The organism is Phormidesmis sp. 146-33 (assembly GCF_052939515.1).
In genome coordinates, this window is sequence record NZ_JBJPHU010000033.1 from 17827 (window position 1) to 43069 (window position 25243).

General features: G+C 49.7%; 19 protein-coding genes. 8 read left to right on the forward strand and 11 right to left on the reverse strand.

Features of this window, described 5'->3' with window-relative positions:
* Positions 1-252: 252 nt before the first annotated feature.
* The 6 genes from ACJ2PR_RS15205 to ACJ2PR_RS15230 form a co-directional block, all read right to left on the reverse strand.
* Positions 253-996 (reverse strand): DUF928 domain-containing protein, encoded by a 744-nt coding sequence (locus ACJ2PR_RS15205; RefSeq protein ID WP_446877613.1) that lies wholly within the window; start codon positions 994-996, stop codon positions 253-255.
* 523 nt (positions 997-1519) lie between these two features.
* Complete coding sequence (locus tag ACJ2PR_RS15210; RefSeq protein WP_446877614.1) at positions 1520-5425, reverse strand: CHAT domain-containing protein; 3906 nt, start codon at positions 5423-5425, stop codon at positions 1520-1522.
* 83 nt (positions 5426-5508) lie between these two features.
* On the reverse strand, positions 5509-6222 hold the full coding sequence (locus tag ACJ2PR_RS15215) for a DevA family ABC transporter ATP-binding protein (RefSeq protein WP_446877615.1): 714 nt from the start codon (positions 6220-6222) through the stop codon (positions 5509-5511).
* 9 nt (positions 6223-6231) lie between these two features.
* A complete protein-coding gene (gene devC / locus ACJ2PR_RS15220) occupies positions 6232-7404 on the reverse strand; it encodes an ABC transporter permease DevC (RefSeq protein ID WP_446877616.1) in 1173 nt (390 codons plus the stop codon).
* 9 nt (positions 7405-7413) lie between these two features.
* Complete coding sequence (locus tag ACJ2PR_RS15225) at positions 7414-8604, reverse strand: ABC exporter membrane fusion protein (RefSeq protein WP_446877617.1); 1191 nt, start codon at positions 8602-8604, stop codon at positions 7414-7416.
* Between the two features lie 45 nt (positions 8605-8649).
* Positions 8650-9111, reverse strand: a complete 462-nt coding sequence (locus tag ACJ2PR_RS15230; RefSeq protein WP_446877618.1) for a methyltransferase family protein — start codon at positions 9109-9111, stop codon at positions 8650-8652.
* A 133-nt stretch (positions 9112-9244) separates the two neighbouring features.
* Here ACJ2PR_RS15230 and ACJ2PR_RS15235 point away from each other — a divergent pair, with 133 nt between their 5' ends.
* From ACJ2PR_RS15235 to ACJ2PR_RS15255, 5 genes are all read left to right on the forward strand, one after another.
* Positions 9245-9793, forward strand: coding sequence for a PadR family transcriptional regulator (locus tag ACJ2PR_RS15235; protein ID WP_446859835.1), 549 nt, complete (start codon positions 9245-9247; stop codon positions 9791-9793).
* Between the two features lie 413 nt (positions 9794-10206).
* Positions 10207-12060 carry an MASE1 domain-containing protein gene (locus tag ACJ2PR_RS15240; protein ID WP_446877619.1) on the forward strand — a complete coding sequence of 618 codons (1854 nt, stop codon included), beginning with the start codon at positions 10207-10209 and terminating at the stop codon, positions 12058-12060.
* 408 nt (positions 12061-12468) lie between these two features.
* Positions 12469-15060, forward strand: a complete 2592-nt coding sequence (locus ACJ2PR_RS15245; protein WP_446877620.1) for a hypothetical protein — start codon at positions 12469-12471, stop codon at positions 15058-15060.
* A 68-nt stretch (positions 15061-15128) separates the two neighbouring features.
* Positions 15129-16916, forward strand: coding sequence for a hypothetical protein (locus tag ACJ2PR_RS15250; protein WP_446877621.1), 1788 nt, complete (start codon positions 15129-15131; stop codon positions 16914-16916).
* Positions 16917-17064: 148 nt separating this feature from the next.
* Positions 17065-17913: a hypothetical protein gene (locus ACJ2PR_RS15255; RefSeq protein WP_446877622.1), complete on the forward strand. Its 849-nt coding sequence runs from the start codon at positions 17065-17067 to the stop codon at positions 17911-17913.
* A 162-nt stretch (positions 17914-18075) separates the two neighbouring features.
* Here ACJ2PR_RS15255 and ACJ2PR_RS15260 read toward each other — a convergent pair whose 3' ends face one another.
* Complete coding sequence (locus ACJ2PR_RS15260) at positions 18076-18795, reverse strand: response regulator (RefSeq protein ID WP_446861824.1); 720 nt, start codon at positions 18793-18795, stop codon at positions 18076-18078.
* A gap of 440 nt (positions 18796-19235) precedes the next feature.
* On the opposite strand from ACJ2PR_RS15260, the gene ACJ2PR_RS15265 reads away from it, so the two are divergent.
* From ACJ2PR_RS15265 to ACJ2PR_RS15275, 3 genes are all read left to right on the forward strand, one after another.
* A complete protein-coding gene (locus tag ACJ2PR_RS15265) occupies positions 19236-19451 on the forward strand; it encodes a hypothetical protein (protein WP_446877623.1) in 216 nt (71 codons plus the stop codon).
* A gap of 295 nt (positions 19452-19746) precedes the next feature.
* Positions 19747-20694, forward strand: a complete 948-nt coding sequence (locus tag ACJ2PR_RS15270) for a flagellar assembly protein H (protein WP_446877624.1) — start codon at positions 19747-19749, stop codon at positions 20692-20694.
* Between the two features lie 76 nt (positions 20695-20770).
* A complete protein-coding gene (locus ACJ2PR_RS15275) occupies positions 20771-21007 on the forward strand; it encodes a hypothetical protein (RefSeq protein WP_446877625.1) in 237 nt (78 codons plus the stop codon).
* A gap of 18 nt (positions 21008-21025) precedes the next feature.
* Here ACJ2PR_RS15275 and ACJ2PR_RS15280 read toward each other — a convergent pair whose 3' ends face one another.
* The 4 genes from ACJ2PR_RS15280 to ACJ2PR_RS15295 form a co-directional block, all read right to left on the reverse strand.
* Positions 21026-21892, reverse strand: a complete 867-nt coding sequence (locus tag ACJ2PR_RS15280; protein ID WP_446861827.1) for a DUF350 domain-containing protein — start codon at positions 21890-21892, stop codon at positions 21026-21028.
* A 44-nt stretch (positions 21893-21936) separates the two neighbouring features.
* Positions 21937-22956 carry a lipid II:glycine glycyltransferase FemX gene (locus ACJ2PR_RS15285; RefSeq protein ID WP_446877626.1) on the reverse strand — a complete coding sequence of 340 codons (1020 nt, stop codon included), beginning with the start codon at positions 22954-22956 and terminating at the stop codon, positions 21937-21939.
* A 6-nt stretch (positions 22957-22962) separates the two neighbouring features.
* On the reverse strand, positions 22963-24417 hold the full coding sequence (locus ACJ2PR_RS15290; RefSeq protein ID WP_446877627.1) for a spermine/spermidine synthase domain-containing protein: 1455 nt from the start codon (positions 24415-24417) through the stop codon (positions 22963-22965).
* Positions 24418-24493: 76 nt separating this feature from the next.
* Positions 24494-25207, reverse strand: coding sequence for a DUF4178 domain-containing protein (locus ACJ2PR_RS15295; RefSeq protein WP_446877628.1), 714 nt, complete (start codon positions 25205-25207; stop codon positions 24494-24496).
* Between the last annotated feature and the right edge of the window lie 36 nt (positions 25208-25243).

The following is a 25243-nucleotide window of genomic DNA, read 5'->3' on the forward strand; positions in this document are numbered from 1 at the left end:
AAATAAGATCGTTTATCGCCAAGTTACTTCGCCCCCTAAATCCCCCATGCTGGGGGACTTTGAGATCAAAAAATTCTGAAATTCAAAACAGGTTTGAGCTTCAAAGTCCCCCATTTTTGGCGGATTTAGGGGGCTGCAATCCATGCAAACGAAGCCAAAATCAACTGACCAAGCGTATCTAGAGAATCTTAGGCTAATAAACTCACGTTCCTAACACTCTAGTGAATAACTTTCATCCCTCATCCCTCATCCCTATCCCCTAGGTCTAGAACTCCCTGCCAAAGGCTGAGTCACAACCTGATTTAACCCAACTGACTCCAGCAGTTTCTTCCAATTGTCCATTACCTTAGAATCTCTAGAATTAGTGCGCCGCTGATTGACCAAAACGGTTAGTGCTTCGTGCCAAATGCCTGCTTCTGCATAAATTTTGGAATATTGTTCAGGTCTTGATACCTTCAACACCTGAGATAAGGCTGGCTCTAGCTTTGTGCGTTCGACCCAACCTTCAGACCGCAACCCATTATCAGGCGCATCAGGACTACAAGCGATCGTCAGATACCAGTGATACTGTTTGCCCACTTCGAGGGCGGGAGCAGTTGCGGGGAGCGTAAATTCGACAATTCCGGCCGCAGGCAAGAGCAGCGTTGCTTCGTAAACAATCTTCGTGTCGTTGTCTGACAGCAAGAGAAATTGAGCCGTCTGAATAGTTGTCTTGGGCACAGACCAGAAAAAAGTAGGGCGTGGCGCAATCGTCAAACTCAGATTTCCGGGGGGCATCAGTGCCGTTAAAGGCCGGCCGGCCGGAAGACAAGATCCGCGAGTGGCTCCCCCGGCCGTCGTTTTGGGTGCACCCCGTTTGATAGGCTTGAAGGCTTGACTGATCAACGTCGGTTTGGCATCCGTCAGCTTAAGGGATTGAGCCGTCGCAGACGAGCTAGAGAAAAGAGCAAATCCAAGTGAGAGAGGAACGATCGCAGCACTGAGAAGAATCTTCATAGTCATGGGTAGGTAAAAAATTTCGCTTTGATGAGATGAAGGGGGCGATTCGTTTTAGGATCATCGATACAGCAAGAGTGCCCCCAAACCCTCACAGACCCTCAACTTCAGAGCTAATGACTTCAAGTAAACCTAATAAAAGCTGAATGGTAAGCAAGGCGAATTTGATGAAGGTTTTTCGCTTCGGTGTTTACATCTTCTGCCCTCCAAACTGCCAATTCTGAGGGACTTTAGAGCAAGATTTCCCTCATCCCTCCTCGCGCAGCGGATTACCCCCAAAGGGGGAACAGATCATCGAAGTTCTCCCTCCTCTACCCTACGGTGTACACACAAGTCCATGCTCACTTCGTTCTAGTCGGCTTCAGCCCCCTAAATCCCCCATTCTGGGGGACTTTAAGCAAAAAAGACTTCCAGAGTTTAGAACCCTGATCAGCGTTCAAAGTCCCCCAAATTTGGGGGATTTAGGGGGCGAAGGATTACGGCAAGTACAGATCAATTGACTTATGTATACACGGTAGCTCCTCTACCAGGGGCTACCAACCATCGTGAAGGATGCCCAGTAGTAGGGGTGAGCAAAAGAAGTGGTTTGACTCTCAGATTTGACCCGTCCTTTGAGAAGGCTTAACTGTGCCTGACGTAGGGCTTCGGCTTTGATCGGGGTCTTCTTTAACTGCTGATAAAAGTCCGTCATCAACAACAACGTCCCCTGATCACTGACCGCCCACAAACTGGCCATTGCTGATTTGACTCCCGCTTTTACCGCAAGCCCCGCAAATCCTAGCTCGGCTTCTTGATCGCCCAACGCAGTGCGGCAAGCACTCAAGACGAGCAGTTCGACGGGTGGATTGCTCCAGCCAAGCTGACGAATCTGATCAAGCCGCAACTGAGTATCTGAGAGTTGGATGTAGGAATTGCCGAGAGGGCCCGATCGAAACTCTGCATGAGTGGCTAAATGAATGATGCCAAAGGGTTGTTGTTGGCGCTGAGTCTTGAGGTTGTTGAGGGTAAAGCCTTCGTTGAGAAAAGTTCGACCTTTCCAAATATTAGAAATGGCGCTGATTTCTTGGGGAACGGCAGGAAGTGGAGTTTGCTGACTAAATTGAGAGGCTCCCATGGCCAAAATCTGGCTCTTTTGAATGTCACCCAGGCGCGTATCCGTGAGGCTGAGACTGGGCATCATGCCGATACTGTAGCGCTCGATCAAAAATCCTTTGCCATCGTGTAGGGCAGCTAGGGGCAGCGATCGCAGTCCCAGATCGGTGACAAAAACTAGATTGGTAATTTTGCGAGTTTGCAGATCAGACTCGATCGGAGCCATTAATTTCTGATAGAGCACTTGGGATGATTCTAAATAGCTGGTGGTTTGAGACTTTCGGCTGTCAGAGACTTCTCGCTGAAACTGTTGAGTTAGTTTGAGAACGGTGGCGCGGGTGGCTCCGGGGACTCGTCTGCGAATCGGCTGTCCTGTGGAGGTGACGACAAACAGTTCTAGCTCATCGCTGTCTCGCTGGGGGCTTGCACCTAACTTTTGTTGACCGTCTGACTTAATAGATGGGTCACTGGATTGAGCCAAACTGGATGGGACAAACAAGGCATACACGATCGCAGGTTTTACCCCCGTCGCCCGTTCGACTTTGCTCAACGTATCGCGCACTTCGGGAAGCGTCTCAGCCTGCACATCACTTTCGCCGAGGTAAGTTTCAAACGTATCGGTGAGAGAATCCTCAATCTCGCTGACAAAGGGATCGACTTCTACGATCGTTCCGGAGGGGTTGTCTGTGGCAGCGATTTCGGCTTCGGGTTCTTCGGCGGGTTCGGCTTCTACATCATCGGGATAATCTGGCTTGGCGGCTTCTGGTGTCGTGGGTGGGTTGAGAATCGGCTCGGTAGGTTCGGGTTCGGGAAGTGTTGGGGGAACTGGCTCAGCGGGCGGTGTACTTGGAGGCGGCGATGTTGAAGTGATCGTCACACTCACAGGCACCGGGACTGAACTAGAGATGCGATCGCTGGCAGCCAGCGTGAAAGCCACAATCTGACCCGTTGTACCCGGAGGCGGCGTGTACTCGATCGTCCCGGTTTCTCTACCCAAAGGAAAGTTTGCGCCCGGTTGCAGTTCAATCCCGTCTACTTTGAGAATGGCACCGGGGGCGATCGTCGCGACCGTAATCGTGGTGAAATCGTTGTTAGCATCGGTTGCCGTCGGAGCCAAATCACTGAGGCTGAGGGTGACGGGCTGATTTTCTGGCGTGTCGGGTAGATTTGAATTGACGGTAATGCCGGGGGCGACATTGTTAAACACAAAGCGAACGCCATCGGCAGCAGGATTGCCTTGATCGATCGTGCCTACAGATTCAAAAATGGTGGTGGGCGCGATCGTCACAGTGTTGGTTGAGATGCTGCCTGCGGTGCCGTTGGTGGTTGCGTCTCCGACGATAAAGGGATTGTTGTTGGGGCCGCCATCGTGACGAATTTCGACTGATCCGGTGGCGTTGGTCGATCGCGTAAAAATTGTATCTGTGGGAGAAGCTGCGACAAATCCTGTCCCTCGAATTTGACCATTGTCTGCTAGAAGTCTGACTCTGCCGCCCGTCCCCGCTCCACTTTGAGAAAGGGCGCTGGTGGTGATGCTTTCAAAGGTGAGATTTTGTCCTGCCTGTAGCGTCACAAATCCAGCGTTCGAGCCGTCTACAAACGCTTCAATATTCGTCGAGGTGTTGATGGCTCCCGTGAGAATGTCGCGTCCCGCCGTTAAGCTGACACTCCCCGCTCGACTGTCCGCAATTCCGGTGACAGAGGTGTCGATCGCTCCCGTTGTGATGTCGCCCGGAGCCGTCAGAATCACCGTGTTTTCTGGCCCGCCAAACGGATTTGAGGGTTTCTCTGTGCGAATATTGCCTGTGGTGATGCTGGCGATCGTACTAGGTGAACCGCTCCCAAAGTCAGTAGAGCCAAACGCAACAGGTGGACTGCCAAAGACGCTTCCAGGATAGCCAAAGGCGGTTTCTTCAAGGGTCGTGACTCCGGCTCTCAAGATGACAGCAGGCAGGTCAGCCAAAATTTGAGCATCGGGGGAGCAAGCAGTCAGACAAATCGAAGCCAAGTCAACATCTGGGCCAGTGATGGTGATGTCGCCTGCAGTGATGCTGCCTGTCGCTTCGACTTTGAGCGCGACCCCCGTATAGTTGCCAAAGGTGACATCTCCATCGGCGCTGACGATCGGATCATACAAACTAACAAAATTGCCGCCGCCGCCGCTCAGATTCAAAATCGAGAATCGTCCTTGACTGATAAAGTGGGCATCTCCAGAGACAATGCCATCGCTGATCAGGCTGAGATCGCCGCCGCTAACAAAAGGAGTCTGTCTGAGGTGATTGAGCGCCAGAATGTCGATCGCGCGATCGCCGCTCACGGTCAAATTGCCGCCCGATCGTGCCAGAAATGGATTGGTCAAACTGTCTCGCACTCGTACGGTGTCTTTTGCCAGAAGATTTAACGCTCCCGTCGTTTGCAGTTGGCTTTCGATCAGAGTTAAGGTCTGACTGGCTGCAAGGGTGGCAGTTTGGGCGGTGACGGTTTTGGCAACAATATCGCCATTCTCAATCACAAAGCCCGACCCGGTGAGTTGAACCTGTCCATTGGTGACGGTGAATCCTGTGGCGTTGCCGCCTACGCCGCCTGTGAGCATCTGGGGAAGGGTGACGATCGGTAGGCTCTGTCCCGTGGTCGCGGTCGGCTGAATGTCGAGACTCAACAAACTGCCCACCTGACTGAGCCGCATCAAACTTTGACCCGGAATCGTCGCCAGCAAAACTTGCCCTTGAGGTGCAGAAAGCTGACCCGGACTGGCGATCGTGCCTGCAAACAAGCTGAGATTCCCTTGTCCGACGGTCAAGTTGCCTGTATTGACGATCGCACCAGGCTGATTAGTAAAAGCGAAGGCGTTGGGCGATCCGAGTAGGGCTGAGTAGTTAATATCCGCAACATTCCACCAATTTGAACCAAAGCCAATCCCAGTTGCAGTCGTGGCAGTAAAGGAAGCTGGAACATTTAATCGAGCGCTGTCGCCAAAAATGATGCCCGCCGGATTGATCAAAAATAGGTTGGAACTGCCGCCCGTGACTTGAATCAGTCCATTAATGATCGAGACATCGCCACCGTTGACCCGTCCCAAAATATTTTGAATTGTGGGATTCGACAAAAAGTTGGCAATCTGATTTTGGTTTAGCCCAAACTGACTGAAGCTGTGAAATAGATTAGCGCCATCCGCCGATCGCGTTCCGCCTGTGATGTCTAATTGATTGCCGTTGGGGGTGACGATTGTTCCCGTTCCGTCGCTGGAGGGGGCGATCGATTGGGCGTGGGCGTTGAGTGAGGCAAAAGAAAGCCCCAAAACGAGAAGGGGAATCGAGAGACGCATAATCTGTTTCATCGCTGCTTTGGCTAAATCCTGTTTCAGTTTGCCCAAGCGATCGCAGCCACTAGAGATTAATCTGAATTCGACACCTGAGAACTCTATTGAACAATTGCAGCAACATCAGAGCGATTCACTAAACACCCATCTTCCAGGTAGATAATGCGATCGGCAAGATCCAGAATGCGGTTGTCGTGAGTTACGAGTAGGATAGTACAACCTTGCTCCTTAGCGAGTTCTTCCATAATTTCCACCACATCTCGTCCCGACTTTTTATCGAGTGCAGCCGTTGGTTCATCTGCCAGAATAATTTTAGGCTGACTGACCAAAGCACGGGCGATCGCCACTCGTTGTTTTTGTCCACCTGATAGATCGCTTGGATAGTAGTCCATCCGATGCTCTAGTCCCAGGGCGCTCAAAATAGTCCGAATTCGGGTATCGGCAGCGACAGCAGTCACCTCTTGAGTTTCCAACGCCATTTCAACGTTCTGATAGGCAGTCAGAAAGTTTAGTAGATTGTGCGCTTGAAAAATATAGCCGATATGACGACGAGCCAGAGTCATCTGTTCTCTACTAGCTTGAAGCAACTCTTGCCCCAAGATGCTCAAATTCCCTTCTTGAACCGATCGTAAGCTTCCCATCAATGTCAGCAAGGTTGTTTTACCCGAACCTGACGGCCCTGTCATGATGACAATTTCGCCACGATTAATTTGCAGATTAATGTCAAACAAAACCTGCTTTTGCAGTGAACCTTGTCCATAGTAATGATTCAGATGAGCGATCGAGACGGCAGGTTCAGATAAATTTGTAACCATGCTCAACTCCTAAAAAATATCAGCCGGATCAGCCGTTTGCAGCTTACGCACTGCGATCGCAGCCGAAAGCGAACTCATGATTGCCGTCAGCACAAAAACAAACACCACTCGTCCCACATCCATTGCCATCGGCAGCATTGTAGCGATATTCGTAATCCGATAGATGCCTAAAGCAATCAGCGTACCGGGAATAAATCCCAGGGCTGCCAGGATTAAAGCCTCTTGAAAGACAACGATGAGCAGATAGCGATCGCGAAACCCCATCGCTTTGAGGGTGGCATATTCAGGCAAATGATCGGTGACATCGCTGTAAAGAATCTGATAAACAATCACAGCGCCGACAATAAAGGCAATCACTACGCCTAAATCAAAGGTATAGCCCACGGGTGTACTAGCGTTCCAAAAAGCAACTTCGGCTTTGGCATAATCTTCTCGCGTCATTACTTTGACATCATTGGGCAAGCGCGATCGCATCTCTGCTAGAACCGCTTGGACATCGGCATCAGGCTTAAGTTTAATCACACCCACATCAACCAGTCCTCCCTGTCGGAAAGGAGCCATGCGTAAAAAGTTGATATCGCTCGTAATCAGATAAGCATTGATGCCAAATGTGGGGCTAAGTTTGAACAAGCCTTGGATTTGAACTTGGCGTTCATTGATTTCGGTAATGATGGTTTCTCCGGTCTGAAACCGATGAGCGATCGCGCCAAATTCTTTGCGAGAACCCAGATTAAACAAAGCGGTATCTGGCTGGCGCAGTCTCTCACGGTTGGCTTGGACTCCCGGAATGTTCAAAACCTGATGTTCTGGATTAATACCAATTGCGTAAATGTCCCAGATCTCTTTGTTTTCAGGATTACGCCACTGAATCGCATTCAGGTAAACCGGACTGACTGACGCAACCCCTGTGATGCCTGCGGCTTGGTAAAGTCGGCGCTCTGTAAATCGATCGAGGGAAATCAAAGACCGCGATCGCCCACTTAACATGACAATTTCACCGTTCAAGCTGTTGTGGAATTCCACTGCACTACTGAACAATGCTCCCCGAAAGCCCATTTGCAGAAACATCAGCACATCGGCAAAACTAATTCCAGCGATCGCCACCAACAAACGCGCCCGTTCTTTGCGTAACTGTAACCAGGAGAGAAACAGCGGTTTCTTTTTGGGGGTCATTGCAGTCATGTCATTGCCTCAAGAGTTGACATCAAGGGAGACTTGCACACTTAAATTGGTTAAGCCAGCAACTCGACGGCTAGACGCTTCATCTAACAGCACTTTTACTTCCACCACTCGCGCATCAAACTGTGCCGCCGGATCAGTATTCAACACGTCTTTTTTATTGATTTCTAGTCCGACTTCGACGACTTTGCCGTGCAGCACATCTGGAAAAGCATTGTTCTTGCTAATCACGGTTGCGGCTTGCCCTGCTCGAATGCGATTGATATCTAACTCATACACTTCTGCCACTGCCACCATGCGCTGAGTTTGTCCCAGACTGATGATGCCCTCACTTCCGACCAGTTCTCCAGGACGAGCGTGGATTTTGAGGACTTGTCCGGCTTGGGGCGATCGTACCGTCGCCAAATCGAGTTCTGCCTGTGCCCGTGATACTCTGGCTTGCGCCTCTGCCACTCGTGATCGCGCGACCTTGACATCCACGGGACGCACCTCGGCAATTTGGTCGAGCGTCGCTTGCGCCTCAGAAATCTGCTGCTGCCGCGATCGCTGGATTCGGCTCAAGTTCACCTGTGCCTCGTTAAGTTGTTGTCGAACTGTATCAGCAGCTAATTGCTTACTATCCCGCAAAGATGCGGAGACAGCGCCTTCTGCATAAAGCCTCTGATGCCGTCGATTCTCCAGTTGTGCATTACGAAGTTCTGCTTCCAACCGAGCGATCGTGGCTTCCTGCGCCTCAGTTTCGGTCTGCAATTCGACCCTTTGGCGATCGACGACTCGCGCCTGTGCTCGAATTTGCCCTGATTTCGCGCCCGCTTCTACCTGACCCAACTGAGCTTGGGCAACGCTCACCTGTTCTTGGGCTTCCTGTAAGGAGGCCTGCCGCCGCTTATAGCTATCCAAAACTGCAATTACATCTCCCTGACGAATCCGCTGCCCGTTGCTGACTCGGAGGCTTTCAACTCGTGCCCCTTCTGACGATGTGGGCGCAAATACCTGAATAACCTCACCTTCTGGCTCTAATCGCCCCAGAGCAGACACTGTTTCAACCGTTGGGGCAGCAGCTACCACAATCGACTGCTGAGTTGGATGAATCAACCTCATTCGATAGACCATGCCACTGCCAACCAGCAGTAGACAACCAAATCCCAACATTGCGCTTCGGCGGGGCGATCGCCATTTCGTTCCCCAATTTATGTTGACCATAGATGACTCCATTTTTTAACCTCAAGTTTTTGCATTCAAACAGGTCTAGAGCCATCGACGAACCTTCTCTTTGTATTCGCTGTACGCTTGTCCAAACTTTGCATCCAGCACATGTTCCTCAGGAATAATTTGAAAGCGCGTGGTGAAGAGGATGAATGCGATCGGGCCTAGAAGTACCCACGGAACTGCCAAGTACGCAGCCCAACCCACCAGTAAAGCGGCAAAGCCAACGTACATGGGATTGCGTGTATAGCAGTAAATTCCGCCAGTCACAAGTGAGGATGCCGCTTCAGGATTCACAGGATTGATCGTCGTCTTAGCCTGACGAAATGCCGCAATTCCTAGCGCTAAAACAGTAAAGCCTGACAAGGCGATCACGCCTGCGATCACGAAATGCAAATTCTCTTCGATTTCAAACTTAGGCGTGGACTGAGCAGTTACCCACATGGCTGCTCCGACAAGTACGACAACTATCGGCGGCGGAATCTTGTGATCTAGAGCATTCATGGTTTAACTCCTGAGATAGTTGGGCGAGAAAGAGACTGTAAGGACAGACTATTCTAGTTTTTTTACTCAATTATTTGAATACAAAAACTAAGGTACACTTAATCTATTGAATCCGTCAAGTAGTTTTTTGGTTATGGCACTCAAGCACACCATCCTGGCATTCCTGTCTCGTCAACCTCTCAGCGGCTATGACGTTGCCAAAGAGTTTGCCGAGGGATTTGGCAGTTGCTTCTGGAAAGCGAGTCAGCAGCAGATCTATGCCGAACTCACCAAGCTAGAACAGCAAGGCAGCGTTACTTATGAAGCCATTCCTCAACCAGGACGACTGGATAAAAAAATCTATTCCATCACAGAGCAAGGTCAACAAGAACTGCTCGATTGGCTAATCAAACCCTGCGAACCCGCAGCCATCCGTGAAGATCTAGGCGTGATGGGGCTAGCGGGTCATCTAGTGCCCTCTCAGGTGGTGATTCGTGAAATTGCACGACGGCGACAGTTACATGTTGAGATGGTGCAACAGGTCGAAAAGTTAGATCAGCATTTTGCCCAACAGCTCGATTCGCTAGACCTCAAAGATCTCTATATGCATCTAATTATTCGTCGCGGCATTCGTTATCAAAAAGAGTGGGTAGCCTGGTGTGACGAGGCGCTTCAAGCGATCGAGCAGGCTGTAAAACATTAAGCAGTCGAAATGATTAACGCAGCGGTCTTTGGTAATTTTCAGCAAAGAATATACCCACAGGCTTCGACTCGGCTCAACCGAATAGAACTGTGCTTTGAGCCTAGAGATTGATCTGAATTCGATAGGCGGTTGAAACCGCAGCTAAAGAACAAAATTCGCCTTCGCGGATTAGCGAACCTTTGAATCGATTTGGGTTGCCTTTGCAGACTTCGTTCTTTTAACCGCCAGCTTTGATCTTAAAGTCCCTAAAAACTGGGGGTTGGGAGGCAAAAGGCCAAGCAGCGCAGCGAAAAAACCTCATCGACACAGGCACTCATCAGCCTTGAACTGCAAAAATCTTTCAGAAGATACGTGCTGTTTCGCATCATTTGCCCTATGTTGGGTGTTGCAATTTACATAGGTGCGACAGGGCGATGCAAGCCAAAAGAGTGAACCGCAGATGGCTAACGTTCCTACTGTGTGCGATCGCACTGATTTTGGCGCATTTGACAGCCCTGCTGTTTCGCGTCCAGCCTGCGGTTTCGCTGTGGTTTCCTCCGTCGGGGGTGGCGGTGGCGATCGGAATCTGGCTGGGTCTGCCGGGAATTGTCTTGACGGGGCTGGTGTCTTGTCTGATGGCTTCGTTTTGGGGTAATCACGGCTGGGCGCAGCTTGTCGGTTGGACAGATAGCACCGAGCCGCTCGTCGCCTGGTTTTTGTATCGAGTCTGCTGGCGTGGGTCACCCTTCTTAACCGATTTGAGAGAAGCAGGCGCATTTATTTTGGCAGCTCCCGTAATGGGTTGTCTGAGTTCGGCGATCGTAGGCAGTTTGTCACTCGTAGCCTTGGGCAAAATGTCGTTAAACACCTTGCCAGAAAGCATTTCGTATTGGTGGTTGGGCAACGCGATCGGAACGATGACGATCGCTCCCCCGGCGCTCTTGTTGCTGACCCCGCTGCTACAAAAATTGGGCTATCTGATTGGCGAAACAGACCCTCCCAGAAAGGCAGCTAACTTTCGTCGGTTGCGCGATCGTCGCGATTGGGCAGAAATTTTTGTAATTTTGATCTTTAGTACGAGTACCGCGTTTCTCACCGTTTCTCAAACGACTAGAACAGGCTTTTCGTTTCAGCAGTTTTCGTTTCTCAATTTTGTGTCAATTATCTGGGCGGCGACTCGATTTGGCGTGGTGGGCGGCACGTTGACGGCGAGTTTTTGTGTGTTCGCTACGCTGATTGCTTATTTGACGACTTATCCCAATGCGATCGCGTTGCCCAGTTTTCCGGTGAGTGCGGAGGTGTTGTACGTTCACAAGTTGAGTTTGCTGATGCAGTGTGGGGTGAGTTTGCTGATGGGCATTGCGATGACTCAAAGGGCTGCAACTCAGGTGGCTCTAGCGGTTGAAAAGGTCAAGGGGCGAGAATATCAAGCCCGCGTCGCCCTAATGGAACAACTCGAAGCGACGAATACTCAATTAGAACAATCGAATGCTGACAAAGATGAGTTGCTCATTCGCGAACAAGCAGCCCGACAAGAAGCCGAATCGGCCAATCGCCTCAAAGACGAATTTTTAGCCGTCTTGTCTCACGAGTTGCGATCGCCCCTCAATCCGATTTTGGGCTGGACAAGTTTGCTGCGGACTCGTAAGTTTGACGAAGCGGCGACCAGTCATGCCTTAGAAGTGATCGAGCGCAATGCAAAATTGCAATCTCAACTGGTTGAAGATCTGTTAGATGTCTCAAAAATTTTGCGCGGTAAAATCAATCTCAATTTTGTGTCTGTGTCATTGCCCAATGTGATTCTGGCTGCGTTAGAAACGGTGAGAATTGCTGCCGAAGCCAAATCAGTTGCGATCGAGACGCAGTTTGACTCAACCATCGGCCCAGTCAGAGGTGATCCCAATCGGTTGCAGCAGATCGTCTGGAATTTGCTCTCAAATGCGGTGAAGTTTACGCCCGCTGGAGGACAGGTCAATGTGAGTCTGGAGAGAATTGAGCTTCCTGCTTTAGAGTTTCCGCCAGAGGCTTTAACCTCATTTGCTCAAGTCGTTGTCAGCGACACAGGTAAAGGAATTGGGGCTGATTTTTTGCCCCATGTGTTTGATTATTTTCGACAAGAAGACAGCAGTACCACGCGATCGTATGGCGGGTTGGGTCTGGGACTGGCGATCGTCCGTCAACTCGTCGAACTCCACAACGGCACGGTTTTGGCCGAGAGCCTCGGAGAGGGACAGGGGGCACGATTTACGGTGAGGCTGCCCTTGGGAGGGATGAGGGATGAGGGATGAGGGATGAGGAATGAGGGATGAAGGTTAGACATTAAACCGAAGACATTAGACCAAAGACTCAATTTTCCGGCGTTGCTGAATCAGGGAATGGATTGCCCCAAAGCGGCGGGAAACCCAAGGTTCAAAGTTCCCCATTTTGGGGGATTTAGGGGGCGAAAAGATGGACACTTCCCACAGATTCATCCCTCCAATCAGCAACGCCCATTTTCCTGTCTAGCGTCCAGAGTCCAACGTCCAACGTCCAAAAATTCCCCGCGTGGGTACTGTTTGTTGACGGGTGTGCTTTCACAATTAGGGCAGAAGCATTTGAGAGTAGCGGACTGCTGAATCGAGCCAACTGAACGCAGAAATCAGAACAGGCCTTTCCTCCCTCCTCCCTCATCCCTAACTAATTCCGCAGGAGCCAACGTGTTTACCAATATTCGTCTGAGTCAGATTGATAATGCTGTTTTTAGTAAAGCTGCCGTTCGTCTGGCCGAACCGATGCCCCTCGTCAGTGAAGTTGCCGCGATCGAGACCGTTCCCGTCGTACAACCTGCCTTGACTGCCCAATTAGAAAAGGTGCGCTGGATCAATCCTGAATTGGCAGCGGGGATTGCCATGATTCGAGAACCGATCGTCGGGGTGCCTCGTAGTCAAATCACAGTCCCAATTTCGCCCAGTGCAACGGTCACAGATGAAGGGCTGTTTGAGGCGAATGGCGCAACGTTTTATCTGCCGCGCTATCGAGTAGCCGAACGTAATCAACAGGTACAAATCTCACTGGGAGCCAGTCCTCAAGGCTGGAGTCTAACCATTCACCTCGAAAAGTATCCCGCAGCAGCCATTCAAGAATCTGCGAGAACGGCTCAAGAACTCAGCCACGCGGTCAGCGTCATTTTGCAGCATCGCTTAGTGCCGGGGGTGGCGAATGGGGGACAAAAAGAACTAATTTTTCAAGAAATTACTACAGAATCAGGCGGCATTCAGGCTGTGTTGCAGGTGCCTTCGATCGCAGAGCGCGATTTACTTTATCAAGTTCTGACCAATTCTGACTATGCAGCCGTTTTGACGATTCGGCGATCGGCGCGGGTGGGCATTCCTTTATCTGATGTGGCAACGACAGCAAGCGCGATCGTTTCGTCCGGCACAGGAACCATTCGCGGCACCTGGACGTTTAGCTTTGACACGGGCACTGAGGGCGGCGAGGGCGATGTTTGGTGGAATCAAGAAACCAATGTGCTGCGGCAAATGGTGCCCCGTGGCAACGCTCAAATTGTGCATTTAGGAAGCCGCAACTTTGATGAGATTACGGTCAAAGAACTGCAATCTTTGGCTTACGGAACAACGCCGATCGATGGTTCTGTAATCCGCAAGCGATTTCCTAAGCAAACTATTCCCATTCGCAGACCGATTGACCAGGAGGTTGTGCGAATTAATCCTAAACTCAAGCCAAATGTGATTCGGGAAAGGGTTAGTCCGTTTAGACCCATTGATAACAAAGGTGAGACCATTTGGAGAGGCCCGATTCTCGAAGATGATGATCCAACTGCTTTTCGTCGCAATCTGTTAACTAACGGAAATGTATTCGCCGTCAGAACGAATAGCGGTAATTTTGCCAAGGTACAAGTGTTGTCTTATGGATACGATTTGCAAGTCCAGTGGGTGACGTATCGATCGTCTGTTGAGCCACAGTTTCGAGAAGTGACGCGGGTTTTGGATGTTGAGAGCAATCGCCTTCCTTTTGTTTTTCCACCCAGTCTGCATCCCTATATTTTTAGCAGCATTACAGGCAACAACACCCCCTTTAAGCCGACGCTACAACAGGTTAATGGACATAGCTATTACCAAGATCCAGTCGAGCGGCATGTGTTTTATTATTTGCCCGATAGTTTCAAGTTAGTGCGCCGTCCTGAGAGTCCTCATTATCCTTTGTTGTCGATTCAGTTTCATCCCGTGGGCGATTCCGAAGAAGTGCGGGTGACGATCGGCTATTGGGCGTATCCCTATGTCGATGCGGCTCGATTAGAAACGGCGGCCAGTGAGTTGACCAAAAAGATTCCCAACCCTCTGCCTGCGGGAGTCACCGGAGTCGTCTATCAGCCTTTGGTGGCGAGCAATCCGCGTCTCTATCTGGGCTTGCCTCAGAGTGATGGGTCTCTCGCCTATCAAGAACGCCCCGAAGTGTTGGTCGAACTGCGAACCGGATTTCGCGATTCTCGCACCCTCTCACTTGAGGAATTTCAGGCGATTTACGATGCGATTTTTAGCTCCACGACTCAGCTATTTCAAGGACAAGTTCAAGTTTCGTTTCCCGACGGCCAACACACTGAGATCATTCCGTTTACTGCTCAGATGAATGATTTGGTTGGCGAAAAATTTGACTACAGCAAAGAAATTGATCTGGCAACCGGATCAATTCGAGCCACGCTCAAGAATGCGATCGAGAGTCCCATCCGCATCAATCAACTCACCGCAAAGATTACTCACGACAACGCTCAAGTGAATGGAGTGATCAGCTTACTCAGCATCCCGTTACCCGCCGTATTACCGCCCGGAGAGTCACTTTCATTCACGGTTACACCCGCTAGTATGATCGCAGGCAGCAGTCCTCCTCAAGTCACATTCGATCTCAGCGGCGTTGAAGTGTTAGCCGACTCAAAAGCCATCTGGGACAAAATCGTGTTGCCTCAATCGACAATGACTTACAAGCGCAAGATCAGCGTTAACACCACACAAAGCACCTTTGGCGATCGCATTGATGTCATTAGCGTTGATCTCAAATTGGGCACGACGATCAATTTCACTCGTGATGTTTCGCTTGATGCCAATGGCGTTCAGACCAGTGTTACGACTCCGATTCGCGATCTGATTTTACATGAGGCTGATTCTGGTATCTATGAGTATCGATCGCTCGTGATTCTCAAAGATGGCACCAGGGTCGAAGATCCGGCAAATCAATGGCGATCGGAGACCTCAGAAACGCTGTGGATCACGAATACAAAGCTGCCAGCCTTTTAGAAAGGGCTAGGGGGATCTCAACTTCTCAGCCTCCGATCGTCCAAACTGCCTCTTAGCATCATCTACCTATGTCACTGCAAGGACTTCCTGATTTTCATCACCCTATCCAGACAGAAGAGGGGCCGATCTTTTTTGCTTACGAAACGGGGGGTTGCTTTGTTTTGCCGAATGCGGTGTCGATCGCAAACCGCCCCGATGCACAGCCTGACTTCGCTTTGACGCTGGTTCGGGGACAAAATCCGACCTTACCTCCCAAGCCTTACGGACTCCTGGATTTTAGGTTACAGCCCCACTATTTTCTCGATGCGGCGTTGGCTGCGGTTCGTCAACAAAATGCTCAAGCGACCGTAGAGCCGATCGGCTTTCAGTCTGGTTTTTTGCGCCTCTACCCCGAAGTAGACGACATTCCTGGCGATCTAAAAGTGCCGATCGCGCTGGCGTGGAATGGATTAACGAGTGCCCGCTACAGTCTTAAGCTGTCCGAATCGACGGCGATCGCGCTCAAAGGGGCCCTGACGGGAAACATCCTCAGACTTCGGGGACAGGCTGAAATGGAAACGATCGGCGTTGCTCCCCGCTTGCCGATTCGCGTCCGATTTGATCCCGCAACCTTGCTCAACCAGCTTGCCGCTTTAGGAAATGCCCAACGCCAGATCGCCTGTGAGGACGTTCTAAACTTCTTTCGCAAAGACATTCAAGCCTTGCCGTTAGAAGCGATTTCGACCACGCCCCTTGAGGGATTTTTGGAGGGATTTGCAGAAGCGATGACCGATTGGATTCGGGCTTATTTTGGCACCTTCATTCCCTCGCCGATTGACGATCGCCGGGCGTACATTGCGCTGTCTTCCGCAGATCACGGCAGCTTTGAATGGGATTTGTCTCAACCGTTGCAAGCCTATCGCACGATCGTGTTTTCGCTTGATCCGTTAGAGTCCGCTCGTCAACTGGTACAAAATCAGGGATTAGAAGCCGTCTTTCAAGAACTGACCGTTCCCCCAATTCCGACGGGCACCTGGACGATTAGAGCCTCTGCCAATCTACCCGATCGTCGTCTTGGAGTGATTGCGATCGGAGTCACGCTAAAATCTCCGCCTGCTCTGCCTTATCGTCCTCAAGCGAGAATTGCCTCTGCCCAATTTATTCCACCTGACGACACAGCAACGTTAACACTGCGACTATCGCCTATCGAAAAGCTGGAATACAAGTTTTTTACATCAGTTGTTTTAGAAGATGCCACTGGAACAAGAGAACTCAAAAGTGAAGAAATTACTCACCAGGGAGAACGCCTATCGATCAGACCTGATCAATTTCCAGTCAAGTTTTTGATGATTGAAGGAACACGATCGCTGCTCACATTAGCCACACTTCGAGGAATCTGTCGCTGGCAAGAAGCCGAACAGGTCAATACACAAACTTTTGATTTAACCGCAGCCGACTCGATGATTGCGATCGCGCTTCCCAGAGACATCAGTAACGCCACACTAGAAATTTTTGCCCAGTCTCTAGAAGGCAATCAGACGCTACACCTCGACCCTTTCCCCGCCAAAAGCTGTCAGATCGGACTTCACTCCTTTCGAGAGTATGGTGTGCATCAAATCAGCGTCGAATGTGAGTTTAGCGAAGCCGTGAAACTGTGGGCGATCGACCTTCTCCCCGATGGTGCCCCCGAATCAGAAATGAGTGTCCTATTTTTCACACCGTCTCAGCCCCAAAAAACCTGGAGTTGGTTAGCAAAATCTCCCTTTCGATCGGGCTATCGCTACCGTCTCCATCCCACGATCGGTGCCCTTCCCTCAGACTGGTCAACCCTCCAATCCCCGTTTGCCTCTCTCAAGATTCAGACGAACTCACCCTAAAGCACGTCAGTTCAATCTAGTTTCCTGGCTGCGGTGTTTACATCTTCTGCCCCCCAAGCTGCCAATTCTGAGGGACTGTAAACCAAGAATTCTGGCTTTCATCCTCCCTCCTCCCTCCTCCCTCCTCCCTCCTCATTCAGGTAACAAAATGACCCCACTTCCCCAAGGCTTCGACTACCAGGGCATCTACTGCTATCCCAATCCGACAGAGGCTTCTAGCTTTTACTACATTCCTGGCGCTCCCGTTTCACAGCACACTTCTCAGGGGTTGCCTTCTATATCGCTAATGGCGATCGATCAGTTTGCAATACTTCAGGTTAGCAGCGAATGGACTGTCGCTCCAGAACAGTTAGAGGCTATTAGCAACACGATTGCCTCTCAATGCCATCCGTCTGATATTCAATTACAACTGGCCCCGATCGTCGTCGAATCTGTGACGCTGCTGCTCAAAAATGAACGAGGCGAGTTTGAAATTCTCGGTACAACTCAATCGTCCGGCTATGTGCCATTTTCAGCGGTGTTTAGCGTGCAGTTGGTGAATGAACAAAAAGCCCAGGCGATCGCAGCCTTCAATGGGCGAGCTGATCAGCTCAAAGTGACCTACAAAGCGACGTTAGAAGTTGAAGTTTCTGCCAAAGTCACGATCGCCGGAGACATCACAGCCGACCTCAAAAAACTGCCCAAAAACCCAGAAATAACCGACTGTCAGACTCAAATCGAAAGCGCGATCGCCCATCATCGCCTCAAAGTAGAGCAGTCAGCTTCTCCCCATGCCTCAGACGACTTGCAAAAAAGAACTCTAAAACTTGCCCAAGACCGAGCCGCAGACCTGTTGTTGCACTTGGCTCAGGGTGCCCCGATCGTTCACGACCGATCGACCTTTCGCGCATCGGCTGATCTGATAGAGAGCCTTCCCGTTTCACTAGAGCGATCGGCTGATATTAGCACCTGGTTTGCGACGGGCAGCGGAATGGACTATGTGCAGCTAATCGGCTAATCCAAGACTTTGAACTAGAATTCGGCGTTGCTGAATCAGGGGATGAATTGCCCCAAAGCGAAGGAAACCAAATGTTCAAAGTCCTCCAAAGTTGGGCGATTCAGGGGGCGAAAAGATTAACACTTCCCACGCATCCCTCCAATCAGCAACGCCAGTTTTTCCTTATCTCACCAATCCCGTCCGCAGTGCCCGCACCGCCACCTGAGTCCGATCGTCAGCACACAGCTTATTCAAAATATTGCGAACGTGAGTTTTGACCGTGCCGATCGTGATGTACAGCTTTTCTGCAATCTGCGCGTTGCTGCATCCATCTACAATCAGCCCCAACACTTCTAGCTCACGCCCCGTCAGCGGGTAAGCCGGAACAAAATCACCATCTTCAGAAGACATGCGATTGATGGTAATCGTCGAAGACCCACTATTGGGATTGGTGTCGCCATAGTTTCTCTGGTTTTGGTGAAGGACAATCCGAGCGATCGTAGGATCAATCCAGGCGTTGCCCTCAGCCGTGACTCTTAGCGCCTCAGTCAAGCGATCGATGCTGGCATCTTTCATACAATAAGAATCCGCACCAGCCGCAAAAGCCGCCAAAACGGTCTCCTCATTGTCCTGCATCGTCATAATCAGAATGCGAGTGTTGGGGCATTCTCCAGCCGCTTGAAACTGTCTAAATTCGTGAGTTAGATCAATTCCATTCATATCGGGCATATCTACATCCACAATTGCCACATCTGGCTGTGTTGATTTCAACAGTTTTAGCCCCGATTTACCGTCTCTTGCTTCACCAATCACTTCGACCCCTTCTTTGCGTTGGAGCGCCGATCGCAGCCCAATCCTAGTCAGGTCATGATCTTCAATTAAAACAATTCTAGTGGTATCCATAGCTCAACCTCAAATTTTAATAGTGGGTGACAGAGATCACTCTTGAGACAGGTGAACGTCTGTGAAAGGATTTTATGCGATCCCTCGATCGGCTCTGTGTATCTTGAGAGGCATCTATTTGCTCAAAAAGTTCTTACTCAAGATAGAGAGGTATAACTTGACACAGGAGCTAACTTGCTTTCGGTCTATAATTGGATTGAGAGGGTCTTTCACATTTCTACCGTCAACTTAACATTCCAGTAGTTTTGTATCTCGGAATGTTGCGAAAGCTGTTGAAAGATTGCAAAAACTCATATCTCAGGGATTCCTCACAAGTTCCTCAGATTCTGACTTTAGTCTCAAACCGTGATCCCTGAGAATTTTATCCCTGCTGTCGCGATCGCTCCTTAGAAAGGACACAGGGAAATAAATATTCAATTTTTAATTCCCTTAAAAACACAATGTCTAATTGTCCTTGCTGCTCCGATCAACTATTACGCCAAGTTCACCGGGGGTCACTCTCCTGGTTTTGTCGCACCTGCTGGTCAGAAATGCCCAATTTTGAGGCAGTGCGATCGCAAATAGACTCCAGATTACACCTCAATATTACTGACTCCATCAGCCAGCCTACTCTCAAGCCGCTACGCCCTCACCGCCCACAGGATCTAGCAGCCTGACGATACGATCGCCCAAAAGCAGAGTTCTTGATCAAGATCATGGATTCAATAAACTCAGCTACCGTTAGCTTCGCAAAGTGCATTCAGCAACACAGCCATCAAGACAAAACCAACCTTTCCAGGCTAAAGCTTTTTTCTAGTCTACGAAGGTGGACTTCGTTCTCTTGAGCGCAGTTTGAACCATCAGCCAAAATTAGTGTCTTTTCTGAGAATCAATTGACAAGACGGCCCAAACCCTCGATCGTATCCTTGTTGACACCCGATCACGGAGCGCGCCCCCGGCCAGATACCGTCCATGACTCAGATTCCTTTTGACCAACTCGCCAAACAGTTTCTCCAAACCGTACTTACGCCCCTGGGCAATGTTGAGCGCAGCCTCGAAGTGCCGGGAGAGTCTAAGTTTGTTGATGTCTGGTTTGAGCCTGCAACCACTCCAGTCGTTGACCCAGCCAGTCTGGGCGTATTGGGTAAAATCGCCGCAACCCCCTGTCTGCTCGAACCCTTCCGCAACCCTCCCACGCGCACCGAAGTTCGGACTTGTTTGCTCAAGCTTTTGTGGGTACAAGAAGAAGAACATCGCAAAGCCACTCGACAGGATTCAAGACTTGCAGAAACCGAATTGTCTCAGTTGTGGATTCTCGCTTCTGCGGTTTCCAGACCGCTGCTCGAAGATTTTGGGGTGACGCTCAGAGATGATTGGGTGGCAGGGATTTATTTTTTGCCCAATTCGCTCAAGAGTGCGATCGTCTCCATTAATCAACTTCCCGAAACTGAGGAAACCCTATGGCTGAGAATTTTGGGTCGAGACACCACTCAGAGACGCGCGATCGCTGAAGTCATTGCATTACCCCAAGACGATCCCCGGCGGGCAGAAACGTTACAGATGCTAACCGCCTGGAAAGTTACAATCGAGATGAATGAACCCCTGGAAACTGAGGATGAGGCACTTCTGATGGCACTATCACAAGCTTATTTGGAATGGGAACAAGCCACTGAGCAACGAGGCGAACAACGAGGCGAACAACGAGGCGAACAGCGAGGCGAACAGCGAGGCGAACAGCGAGGCAAACAGCAAGTCATTGAGGCTCTTCTTAAAGCTAGATTTGGTGAACTGGATGCGTCTTTGGGGGCGATCGCTCCTCAGATCCTAGCCCTGCCTACCGAGGAGTACGCTGTTCTCTTGCTGCAACTTTCTCAACTTGCCCGTGAGGAATTGTTGGCACGATTTGCTTCAGATGTCTGACGATTGATTATCGGTTGGCAAAGGGACAATCATATCAAAATGGCATGGTCTAGAAACTGAGGATGAGGCACTTCTGATGGTACTATCACAAGCTTATTTGGAATGGGAACAAGCCACCGAGCAACGAGGCGAACAGCGAGGCAAACAGCAAGTCATTGAGGCTCTTCTTAAAGCTAGATTTGGTGAACTGGATGCGTCTTTGGGGGCGATCGCTCCTCAGATCCTAGCCCTGCCTACCGAGGAGTACGCTGTTCTCTTGCTGCAACTTTCTCGTGAGGAATTGTTGGCGCGCTTTGCGAATGAAAGGCAATGATGGCAAACGTTGGCTATTTTAGAGACTCCAGGCGATCAAAAACGAACTTGCGATGTAAGCAAAGGCTTCGATCAATCCTGCGCCCACGTTGGGGACTGATTGATGAACAATTTCGTCTGAGATTTTTACTCCAGGCACTAACACCAAATCTGCAATCCAACGCACGATCGCCAGCGCAATCAAACAAAGCACTAACACAGTTCCGTATTCAATGAAACTCTGTTGCCAGCTTTGAAATTCTGATGCGAATGAGATTCGGACAATGTTGCCCGTCCCGATTAGTAAGCCTGAGAGTGCGAGTCCGGCGGCGAGGTTGTTGCGATCGTAAATCTCACGAAAGACGTTGTAGCGGGTCATGCGAGGATAGAGGCGCGTCGCGATCGTCAAAACGCCCAACCCCACTAGCCAACAAGTTAACCCAACTAGCCAGGAGCCACTTTGCCCGGCAAGCGCTGTGCTGAGAATCAAACCGTTTGCAATGTGAACGCCCGCTTCTACTAAAGCAGCCCCGATGTTTTGTTCTTCTTTGACCTCACGGGCGCAGTCACAATGACGCAAAATCAAGCGATCGCCTATCCAAGCTCCGACCAACATCAACAAAATCACCAGGGCACCATAGCTGATCAGATTCACAATTTGTTGTTGCCAGGTTTCGGCTGTCTTATCTAATACGCCTGCCAGGGCTGTCACGATGCCGAGATAGTAGCCGACGAGGGCGATCGCCACTGCGACGTTATCTCGAACAAACAATTCCAGGTTTAACTCCAGCCGACGAAACAGTTTTTGGTAAGCTAATTGTCCTACCCAGAAAAGTCCAAAGCCTACGATAATTTCGAGGGCTGTCAGTCCAATTTGAGAGAATCCAGTTTGCAAAAATAGCGGCATAATAAGGGGTGAATTTTGAACGGGAATAGGAGAAAAAGTATTCTTTAGTTTGGGTTTGTGATCTGTTGCCAGGTGTGGATCAAAGTGTCAGCGAGACGGTCGTAAAAGAAGTAGTCTTGAGCGCCGATCGTAGTCACGATGCGACCTCCAAACTGTCCTTTAAATTGAGAAAATTTGGCATAGCTGTGTTGTGGATCGCGAGTGTATCCATAGAAGTCGTAAAAGTGACAACCTTTTGATTTTGCACGCTGCATCGCGGCCCAGTGTAAAGCATAACTTGCCATCACTTGAGGATGATTTGTGCTGCGTCCGCCGTAGAGATAGGTGGCACGATCGCCCCAATAAATAATTAGAATTGCGGTTAAAACTTCGCCCTGCCATTTTGCAAAACCCACTTCTGCTATGTTGGCTAAAAAGAGCGTTTGACAGAGGTTGATAAAAAATTTGTAAGGTTCGCTCAAAAATTGCTGTCGCTTTGCAGTTTCCCAAAAAATTTCGTAAAAAATAGGGATGCTCTGAGAATCTGTTGTGAATTGAGTTTCGACTTGGTGACGCTGGCTTAATTTGAGATTGTAGCGTCCTTTGGGTTTCATTGCGGTCAGCATTTCTTTGAGGGTGGGGCGTAGATCAATGAGAAGCGTTTCTGAAGGCATCCAGTCAGCGGGGGCGCGAACAAAGTCTTTTAGATGGTTTGGTTTTTTTGAGATTAAGGGTTCAATTCGGAGAGCGATCGCGCCTACTTCTTTTGCTAATTTTGCGGCTTTTTCTAATATTAAGGGCATAGCTTCTAACTCAAAACCCGGTAATAAAATAGGCGCACCTGGAGCAATCAATAAATTTGCAGAATGGGGGCGAGGGTAATAATAAAAGAGACAGCCGCCGACTAGTTTCTCTTGATTAAAAACACCATACCGAAACGTTTGGTAGCCTTCTAACTCTTTGAAGTCTGCCCAAATACAGGATTGCATAAAGCAGCCTGATGAGGTTTGTGTAAGGGCATTCCAGGTCAAAAAGTCTTCTTGACTTAAGCAACGAATGATGAGATTTGAAGCTTCAATTTGCATCTCAAATTACTCTTCTTGCTGAGATAAAATAGCCCAAAGCCATGCGCCTCCTATGAGTAAAAAGCTAAATCCAAAAATTGGAAAACTGCCGTTAGAACAGGTATAATTACCATTTGCATCGTAACAACTACCTGAGCTACTGCTGCCACTTGAATAGGAAGATCCTTTAGCAAAAACGGCATCGGGAGCCGCCAAACTCGCCATCAATAAGGTGACAGAAAGCAAAATAATTACTTCATTCGCTTGATTAGAAAGAGAGATGATTGGTTCACCAGTACGGAGTTTTTCTTTGAGTTGTTTGAGTTCGGTTGCGAGGTGAGGCGGCAATTCTTGAATGCGATCGACCAGACAATCAACAAGCTGTTTGAGATCAATTTCTTCTAAAAGTGACTTCAAATGTCCAAACCATTCCTGGGTCATTTTAGAATCATGGGAATGGTGCTGAACGGGGAGAAGTTGATGAATTTGGGCTACGTCTGCCTGCTGAAATTTATCTAGCCAAATTTGCGCCAGAGATTCTAATTGCAGGGGATCTTGAGTACTAATCAAATGTGATCCAGCTTCTTGAATATCGATGAAGTCGATCGCTCCTTCTTCTAAGTCATCACAATTGGATGGATTGAGCAGGTAATAAAATAACTGAGGATGCTTTAAGGTATGAAGGCTAACGGAGTGGCGATCGCTGGCAATTTTGTTAGGAAATCGAAACGCCGATCGCCAGGAATTCTGCATTCCGTTTAGTGAATGGGGAAGCATAATCGATTCGAGTTCTGACTTGAGAATGGGCGATTCAGATGCTAGAAAAAATCCCCAGGTTCCGTAGTCGTGACGATCGAAGGAGGGAATCTCAATCTGCATTGGTTTTGCTTGAAGTTTTGCTGCCAATATAGTTTGATAAAGGCACCAAAAACCCGTTGTGTTTCGTTCTGGAGAAACGCCATTGGTTGCCATTACGCCACCCCGATAGAGAATGCGCTGCAACTGTTGAAACCATTCTAAACTGTAGACCTGAGTTGCTTCTGAAGAAGTGGGGAACGTGAAATCGCAAATAACAACGTGGTAACAGCGATCGGGCAACGCCGCCACAAATTCAAACGCCTCACGAGTATGCACCGTCACCCGATTTTCGCCCAAAGCGCTATTAGGATTGTCTATTAAACTGCCGCAATTGTAGGGTGCAAAGGTTGTTCTTCCTAACTCCACTACGTCTGGATCGTAGTCTACGATCGCCACTTCACTAACTTGAGAAAACCGCAAGATATCGCGTACCGCCAATCCATCACCACCGCCACAGACGAGAATTCTCAAAGGCTGATTGGGGAAACGCTGACAGGCGAGGGCGATCGCAGGCACCACTAAATGTTCGTGATAAATTGCTTCGTCTGCGGTATCAAACTGCAAGTCTCCATTGATGTAGAAGGCGAGTCCGTGGGGATGGGTTTCGACGAAGAGAGAGGGCATTGGGAGGGAGGAGGGAGGAGGGAGGAGAGAGGAGGGAGGAGAGAGGAGGGAGGAGAGAGGAGGGAGGAGAGAGGAGTTAGATGCCAGCGAAGATTAGGAGGATGCCGATGAGGGCGATCGCGGCGGCAATGATGATTTGAATTGTGCGGGCATCGGAGGTGAAGGGTTTGGTGGATTCTAGGGTGTCTGACTCGTCGTTGTAGCTTGAAAGTGAGGAAGCCCCGATGTAAGCGCGTTGTAGGTCGCTAAAGTCAGTGGGGTGAACTTCTTTAGTGGAGTAGACGACCAGGGTGTGATCTCTTCGAGTTACCCGCAAGGGGTCGCTCCAGGCTTCTAGGGCCAGATTCCACAAATGGGGCTGATCCCAGTAATCCCAGGTGATGCGCGTTGTGGGGGTGTCGTCTGATTGGTAAGTGCCTTCGGTGCGCGACTCAAATTGGTAGACACGGTTAAAAACTTGTAGTTCTGGATAGGGCGTTTTGTTAGAGCGGATATCTTCTGACAGCGTGAGAAACAAATCTCTGGTTGACCCTGGCTCAACGATCGTGGGATTTTGCAACGCTTCGGCGATGTACCAGGTGACAGGCTTTTCTAAATTGGCTGGATCGACCTCACGTAGAAGATAGTAGGCTTTCGCAGATTCTGATTTTAGCAACCACTCTTCTGTCTCATAACCCTGCGGATCGGTGTAAGTACTGTAATCACGAATATGCCACAAAACTCCGTAATATCTCACGCGATCGCCTGCTCGAAGCTGTCTAAGTTCTGTTTCCGTTAGCGTTAAAGACATGAGAAGAAAGGGGTTGAGTAAGGTGCAATTTTGCTG